This window comes from Thermodesulfobium sp., assembly GCF_053498235.1.
Window position 1 is genome coordinate 41,578 of record NZ_JBRCUV010000010.1, and the last position, 7,163, is coordinate 48,740.

Here is a 7,163-nt window from a genome sequence, read left to right on the forward strand (position 1 = left end):
GTTAATTATGAAGGCAATAGATTTGGAAAGATAGATGTAATTACCATTAGGAGAGTTAATACTATTAAAGTAATGACAGTAAGCCATGCAATTATGTTAAAAGTTCTTGAATTTGTATATTCGCCCATTATATCTTTGTTGTTTATTATCTTTAACATATACAAGAGAACAAATGGTAATATTACTCCATTTATAACCTGAGACCAAAACATTATGGGTATTAGTGGAGCATTTGGTATCAATATTGCTATTGCGCCTAATAGAATTAAAAAGGTTGTTAAGGCATAGAAAACGGGTGCCTCTTTCCACGTGAAATCAAGTCCTGCATTCAAACCAATAGCTTCGCACACATAATAAGCAGTAGCAAGGGGAAGAATACAAGCAGAAAAAATAGATGCGTTAAAAAGTCCTATTGCAAAAAGAGTAGATGCGAAATTTCCTGCAAAGGGAGCTAAAGCAAGAGCTGCATCCTTTGCGCTAGCTATGTTTATCTGGTGTACAAAAAGAGTTGCAGCACAGCTAACTACAATGAAAAGCGCTATCACGTTTGTCATAATATTTCCTGTTATTACGTCTAACCTTATATACTTGTACTCTTTTTCTGTTAGTCCCTTGTCAACAATAGAAGATTGGATGTAAAACTGCATCCAGGGCGTAATAGTGGTTCCTATAAATCCTATAAGTATTGATAAAAACGAAGCGCTAAATTCAATATGAGGGATAACCATATTTCTTGCAACCTCTCCCCATGGAGGGTTTGCCATAAACGCAGAGGGTATATAACATAAGTACACAAGACATGCAAATAGGAATATTTTCTCTACAAATCTATACGAACCTTTTAAGACAGTCCACCATATAAATATTGTGCAAATAGGAATCGAAATGTACTTACTTATATTAAAGATTTCCATACTTGCAGCAATACCTGCAAATTCAGATATGGTATTGCCAAAGTCAGCAACAAGTATAGCTATTAGTATTAAGAAGGTCATTTTCACACCAAAATTTTCTCGAATAAGATCGGCTAGCCCTTTTCTAGTTACCGCACCCATTCTTGCAGCCATTTCTTGAACTATTATAAGTGCGATTGTCATAGGAATTAATACCCAGAGGAGTTTATAACCTGTTGTAGCGCCAGTTATAGAATAGGTAGTAATTCCACCTGCGTCGTTGTCTACGTTGGCTGTAATTATACCAGGTCCCATTATGGTCAAGAATAGTAATATTCTTTTAAATATTGAGAGTTTGTTCTCCATCCTATTTCCCACCTTCTCTCAAAAACTTTTTCACTGCGTCGAACCTTGAGAAGGTGTCTGTATCGCTTCTATCGGGGATAAGAAGTCTTAGCACGTCATCAACCGTAATTATTCCAAGAAGCTTATTCTCGTTGTCAACTACTGGCATAGCGAACAGATTGTACTTGGCAAAAAGCTCAAGTGCCTTATCGTGATGATCAAAATGGTTAAGACTTATAACATTTTTTTGCATAATATCCTTTATTTTTTCATCTGGTTTGGATATTAATATTTCTCTTAATGAAGTTACTCCAATGAGTTTCCCTTTACTGTCAACTACATACGAAACATAAATAGTTTCTACCTCTTCAGCCATTTTTTTGACTATATTGAGTGCCTCTTCTATAGTTTCATCGCCACTAAAAGCTATATAATCCTTTGCCATTAAGGACCCTACGTGCTCATCTTCGTAGTTTAACAACTCTATTACTTCGCTTGCTTCTTCTGGATCCATATGTTCTAATATTTCCTGAGACTTTTTCTCATCTAATTCACTTAATATATCTGCTGCGTCGTCAGAAGGCATTTCGTCAAGGATATCTGCAGCTTTTTCTGTATCAAGGGAATCAATAACGTTTATCTGAGTTTCAATGTCGGCTTCTGCTAACACCTCTGCAGCGCTTTCTACATCCAGGCTTTCTATTATTTTGCTCCTTTCTGGTTGAGCAAGTTTTTCAATAATATCGGCAATGTCAGCAGGGTGGAGTTCTTTAAGCCCTTTAAATTCGGTAGACAGTTGCAAATTAGATGTTCTTTTGCTGATTGGTGCTAGATAGCTCCAACTAATAAGCTGAGGGTGGACTTTTTTTTCTAAGAAATTTATTCCAAGTCTTCTTAATATTCCAGAAAAACCTACATCAACTGCAAGAAGTATTAATTTTTTTTCTAAGTCTTTAGAGTAAAAGGAGATCTTTATGTCATTTACCCTGACCAATTTTCTTCCCTTAAGATCTATGAGCTGTTTATCGAGAATCCATTTTACTATGTAGATGTCTTCATCCCTTGCCACAATATCTGCAGCCCTTTCTAGAGTAGTATCAAGAATTATTGCGTCTTTAGTCCACTCTTTTACGTAGTTTATATTTATTAGCTTATTGGAATCCTTTAAAAACTTAATACCCCTTCCAATCGGGATATTTTTGTCCCAGCAAACAGCTATGTCTCTAAGATTTGCAACCTTAATGTTATTTTTATCTAAAATCGGCTTATTTAACTGCTCACTAAGATAAAATTCTGAGATAAATTTATCATATGACACAATATGCCTCCTTACATTTTGTGATTTGCAAAATTCAAGCTAAGAATTTAAAATGAGATAAATCTGGTTCATTATAAGTGCAAATCAATTACTTGAGGAAAGTTACAATCCTTTAAAGGTTTATCAAATAAAAGGTACTATGTCAAGTACTTAACTATTGTCTAAATGTCTTGTTTGGCTAACTTTTTTAGATAAATTTTATTCTTCGGGTAGCGTTTTTTGCTATAAGAATTTTCGTGTTAACGTTTATTTGACATATGTTTTATTTATTGGTATGATAACACTTTGTCAATAATTTAAATTTGTTTATTAGGAGGTGAACCTCTAAAAGAGGGAGTATAGTATGCCCACGATTAATCAACTGGTTCGGTATGAGCGTGAAAAGTTAACTAGGAAATCAAAGTCACTGGCATTGCAATCTTGTCCTCAGAGGAGGGGAGTTTGCACAAGGGTTTATACTACTACACCTAAGAAGCCTAACTCTGCCTTAAGAAAGGTAGCTCGTGTAAAGCTAACTAATGGTTATGAGGTAACAGCTTATATACCTGGTATTGGGCACAATTTACAAGAGCACTCTGTCGTATTGGTAAGAGGGGGTCGTGTTAAAGACCTTCCTGGTGTTCGTTACCATATCGTAAGAGGGGCTTTGGATGCGGCTGGTGTCCAAAATAGATCTCAGGGCCGTTCAAAATATGGCTCTAAGAAACCCAAGAAATAGCTAAAGGAGATAAAATTATGCCTAGACGTGGAGGAGTAAAAGTTAGACAGGTAATGCCAGATCCTGTTACCGGTAGTACTGTTGTTACTAAAATTATCAATAAAATAATGTGGGATGGAAAGAAGAGCAAGGCAGAACATATAATGTATGGAGCGCTTGACATAGTTGAAAAAGCTATTGGAGAACCTGGTGTACAGGTTTTAGAAAAAGCAATACAAAATGTAACCCCAATTTTAGAGGTAAGGCCAAGGCGTGTTGGTGGTGCAGTTTATCAAATACCTATTGAAGTAGAGCCCAGAAGAGGTTTAGCTCTTGCAATTAGATGGATTGTAGAGGCAGCAAGAGCAAGAACAGGCAAGTCAATGAAAGAAAATTTAGCCCAAGAGATAATTGATGGCTATAGGGGAATTGGAACTGCCATAAAAAAGAGAGAAGATATGCATAAGATGGCAGAAGCTAATAGAGCTTTTGCGCATTACAGGTGGTAAGAAATTAACAAATTAAGGATGGAGCGTTTATGAAGCGAGGTTTTTCTATTGAACAATTAAGAAATATTGGTATTGCTGCTCATATAGATGCAGGCAAGACTACTACTACGGAAAGGATTCTATTCTATTCTGGTAGGATTCATAAAGTTGGAGAGGTTCATGAAGGTACTGCAACCATGGACTGGATGCCCCAGGAAAGGGAAAGGGGTATCACGATAACTTCTGCTGTAACTACAGTAGAGTGGAAGGGAAGTAGAATTAATATAATTGACACTCCAGGCCACGTGGACTTTACTATCGAAGTAGAGCGCTCACTAAGAGTACTAGATGGTGTTGTAGTTGTACTATCTGCTGTTGAGGGTGTACAGCCTCAGTCAGAAACTGTTTGGAGGCAGGCTGCCAGATATCAGGTTCCAAGAATTGTATTTGTAAACAAAATGGATAGAGTAGGAGCAGATTTTTTCAGAGTGGTAGCTGACATGAGAGAAAAACTTAGGGCTTTGGCAGTTCCTATTCAGGTGCCAATGGGAGCAGAGGATAACTTTCTTGGAGTAATAGATATAGTTGAAAGAAAAGCATATATGTGGATAGGGGATAAAAGTGGCAAGGATTATGAGATTTCTGATGTACCTGACGAATACAAAAAGATAGTTGAAGACTGTAGGGAGAAGCTTATTGAACATGTTGCTGAAAACGATGAAATACTTTTAGATAAATATATAAACGGTGAAGAGATCTCTATTGAGGAGATCAAGTCAGGTATTAGAAAATCTACGATTGAAAACAAGCTTATACCGGTTTTGTGCGGGACAGCTTTTAAAAACAAAGGTATACAACAGCTTATGGATGCTATAGTTGATTATCTACCATCTCCAAGCGACATACCTCCTGTTAGAGGTATAAATCCAAAAACTGAAGAAACTGAAGAAAGATTACCGTCTGAGAATGAACCTATAGCAGCTCTTGCTTTCAAAATTGTTTCAGACCCTTATGTTGGTAGGCTTACTTATATTAGGGTTTATTCTGGCGAGATAAAGGCTGGTTCTTATATTTACAATGTTAATAAGAAAGTAAAAGAAAGAGTTGCAAGACTTCTACAGATGCATGCAAACCATCGAGAAGAGATACCAGTTGTATATGCCGGAGACCTTTGTGCAGTAGTAGGACTTAGAGAAACAATTACTGGTGATACATTAGCCCAAGAAGATAAACCAATAATTTTAGAGTCTATTCACATACCAGAACCTGTTATATCTGTTGCAATAGAACCAAAAACTAAAGCAGATCAGGATAAGCTTTCTATAGCACTTCAAAAATTATCAGAAGAAGATCCTACCTTTAGAGTAAGCATTGACCATGAAACAGGTCAGACTATCATCCAGGGAATGGGAGAATTACACCTTGAAATAATAATCGACAGGTTATTAAGAGAATTTAAAGTGGAAGCTAAAGTAGGTAAACCTCAGGTTTCTTATAGGGAAACTATAAAACAGCCTGTTAAAGCTGAGGGTAAGTTTATACGACAGACTGGTGGTAGAGGTCAGTACGGGCATGTTTGGATAGAGTTGACTCCAACTGAACAGGGCTCCGAGTTTGTGTTTGAAAACAAAATTGTTGGTGGTGTAATTCCGAAGGAATATATCCCTGCTGTAGAAGCTGGAATTAAAGAAGCAATGCAATCTGGAGTTTTGGCTGGTTATCCTGTCGTAGATTGCAAGGTTACACTCTTTGATGGTTCTTATCACGATGTTGACTCTTCTGAAATGGCATTTAAGATCGCTGGTTCAATGGCATTCAAAGAAGCTATGTCAAAGGCAAATCCTGTTTTACTTGAACCTATTATGAGTATTGAAATTGTAGTTCCTGATGAATATTTAGGAGAAGTTTTAGGAGACATAAACTCGCGAAGAGGCAGAATTGAAGGTATGACAACTAGAAGTGGTGTACATATTATTAATGCCCTTGTTCCTCTTTCAGAAATGTTCGGGTATGCAACTGATTTGAGATCTAAAACTCAAGGAAGAGGGACATATACTATGGAGTTTGATCATTACGAAGAAGTTCCTAAAAATGTAGCTGAAACAATTATTGCTTCGAAAAAGGGATAATTTTGTTTTTAGATATTTTGAGAAGAATCAAAACTGTTTAAAAAAAATCAATAAAAAAGTTTTTGGAGGGTAAAGAATGGCAAAAGCGAAATTTGACCGAACAAAGACACACCTTAATGTTGGTACCATTGGTCATATTGATCATGGAAAGACCACTTTGACTGCAGCTCTTACAATGACTCTTGCTGCTGCAGGTAAAGCTCAGGCAAAGAGATATGAGGATATTGACTCTGCTCCTGAGGAAAAGGCAAGAGGAATTACGATTAACATTGCTCATGTAGAGTATGAAACCGAAAAGAGACACTATGCCCATGTAGACTGTCCAGGACACGTAGACTACATCAAGAACATGATTACTGGCGCAGCTCAGATGGACGGAGCAATTCTTGTGGTAGCCGCTAATGACGGACCAATGCCCCAAACAAGAGAGCACATACTTCTTGCAAGGCAGGTAGGAGTGCCGTCTATCATAGTTTTTATGAACAAAACGGATATGGTAGATGATCCAGAACTTCTAGATCTCGTGGAGATGGAAACAAGAGACCTGTTGTCCTCTTATGAATTTCCTGGAGATGAAATACCCATCATAAGGGGTTCTGCCCTAAAGGCTATTGAAGCCCTTCAAGCAAACAGCTCTTTGCAGAGAGGTCAGAACGAATGGGTTGACAAAATATGGGAACTTGCAGATGCCCTTGACTCATACATCCCTGACCCACAAAGAGACATAGACAAGCCATTTGTTATGGCAATTGAAGACGTGTTTACAATTACAGGTAGAGGAACAGTAGTAACAGGTCGTATTGAAAGAGGCCGAATAAAACCAGGTGATGAGGTAGAGATAGTAGGCTTCTCAATGCAGCCAAAGAAGACAGTTTGTACCTCTGTAGAGATGTTTAGAAAGATATTGGACGAAGGTATAGCAGGAGACAATGTGGGATGTCTCTTAAGAGGTATTGACAAGGACGAAGTAGAAAGAGGACAAGTCCTTGCAAAACCAGGAACAATTAAGCCTTATACAAAGTTTAATGCAGAGGTATACGTCTTGAAGAAGGAAGAGGGTGGACGTCACACTCCGTTCTTCAACGGATATCGTCCACAATTCTACTTTAGAACTACAGATGTTACAGGAACCATAAAGCTTCCAGAAGGCGTAGAGATGGTAATGCCTGGAGATAACATAAACATGGTAGTAGAGCTTATATCTCCAGTAGCAATTGAAGAAGGACTTCGCTTTGCAATACGTGAAGGCGGCAGAACTGTTGGTGCTGGCGTAGTCACAAAGATGATTGAATA

Annotated in this window: 6 protein-coding genes; 4 read left to right on the forward strand and 2 right to left on the reverse strand. The window is 37.6% G+C overall.

Annotated features, from left to right (window positions below; translation table 11 throughout):
* Window positions 1-5: 5 nt before the first annotated feature.
* Together ACWIUX_RS00935 and ACWIUX_RS00940 are read right to left on the reverse strand one after the other, a co-directional pair.
* The gene (locus ACWIUX_RS00935; protein ID WP_448588841.1) at window positions 6-1,259 is read right to left on the reverse strand and encodes an Nramp family divalent metal transporter; all 1,254 of its coding nucleotides are present in this window, start codon (window positions 1,257-1,259) and stop codon (window positions 6-8) included.
* 1 nt (window position 1,260) lies between these two features.
* Window positions 1,261-2,556 (reverse strand): magnesium transporter, encoded by a 1,296-nt coding sequence (locus ACWIUX_RS00940; protein WP_448588842.1) that lies wholly within the window; start codon window positions 2,554-2,556, stop codon window positions 1,261-1,263.
* A gap of 343 nt (window positions 2,557-2,899) precedes the next feature.
* On the opposite strand from ACWIUX_RS00940, the gene rpsL reads away from it, so the two are divergent.
* The 4 genes from rpsL to tuf all read left to right on the forward strand — a co-directional run.
* Window positions 2,900-3,274: a 30S ribosomal protein S12 gene (gene rpsL, locus ACWIUX_RS00945; protein ID WP_448588843.1), complete on the forward strand. Its 375-nt coding sequence runs from the start codon at window positions 2,900-2,902 to the stop codon at window positions 3,272-3,274.
* A gap of 17 nt (window positions 3,275-3,291) precedes the next feature.
* Window positions 3,292-3,762, forward strand: a complete 471-nt coding sequence (gene rpsG, locus ACWIUX_RS00950) for a 30S ribosomal protein S7 (protein WP_448588844.1) — start codon at window positions 3,292-3,294, stop codon at window positions 3,760-3,762.
* A 29-nt stretch (window positions 3,763-3,791) separates the two neighbouring features.
* Complete coding sequence (gene fusA, locus ACWIUX_RS00955) at window positions 3,792-5,870, forward strand: elongation factor G (protein ID WP_448588845.1); 2,079 nt, start codon at window positions 3,792-3,794, stop codon at window positions 5,868-5,870.
* A 76-nt stretch (window positions 5,871-5,946) separates the two neighbouring features.
* A partial coding sequence (tuf, locus tag ACWIUX_RS00960) for an elongation factor Tu (protein ID WP_448588846.1) occupies window positions 5,947-7,163 on the forward strand: 1,217 nt, incomplete at its 3' end.

What these genes read in the sequence shown, in the direction of transcription:
- ACWIUX_RS00935 (WP_448588841.1), bottom strand. Translation starts at nt 1,259, where the DNA reads ATGGAGAACAAACTCTCAATATTTAAAAGAATATTACTATTCTTGACC.
- rpsL (WP_448588843.1), top strand. Translation starts at nt 2,900, where the DNA reads ATGCCCACGATTAATCAACTGGTTCGGTATGAGCGTGAAAAGTTAACT.
- rpsG (WP_448588844.1), top strand. Translation starts at nt 3,292, where the DNA reads ATGCCTAGACGTGGAGGAGTAAAAGTTAGACAGGTAATGCCAGATCCT.
- fusA (WP_448588845.1), top strand. Translation starts at nt 3,792, where the DNA reads ATGAAGCGAGGTTTTTCTATTGAACAATTAAGAAATATTGGTATTGCT.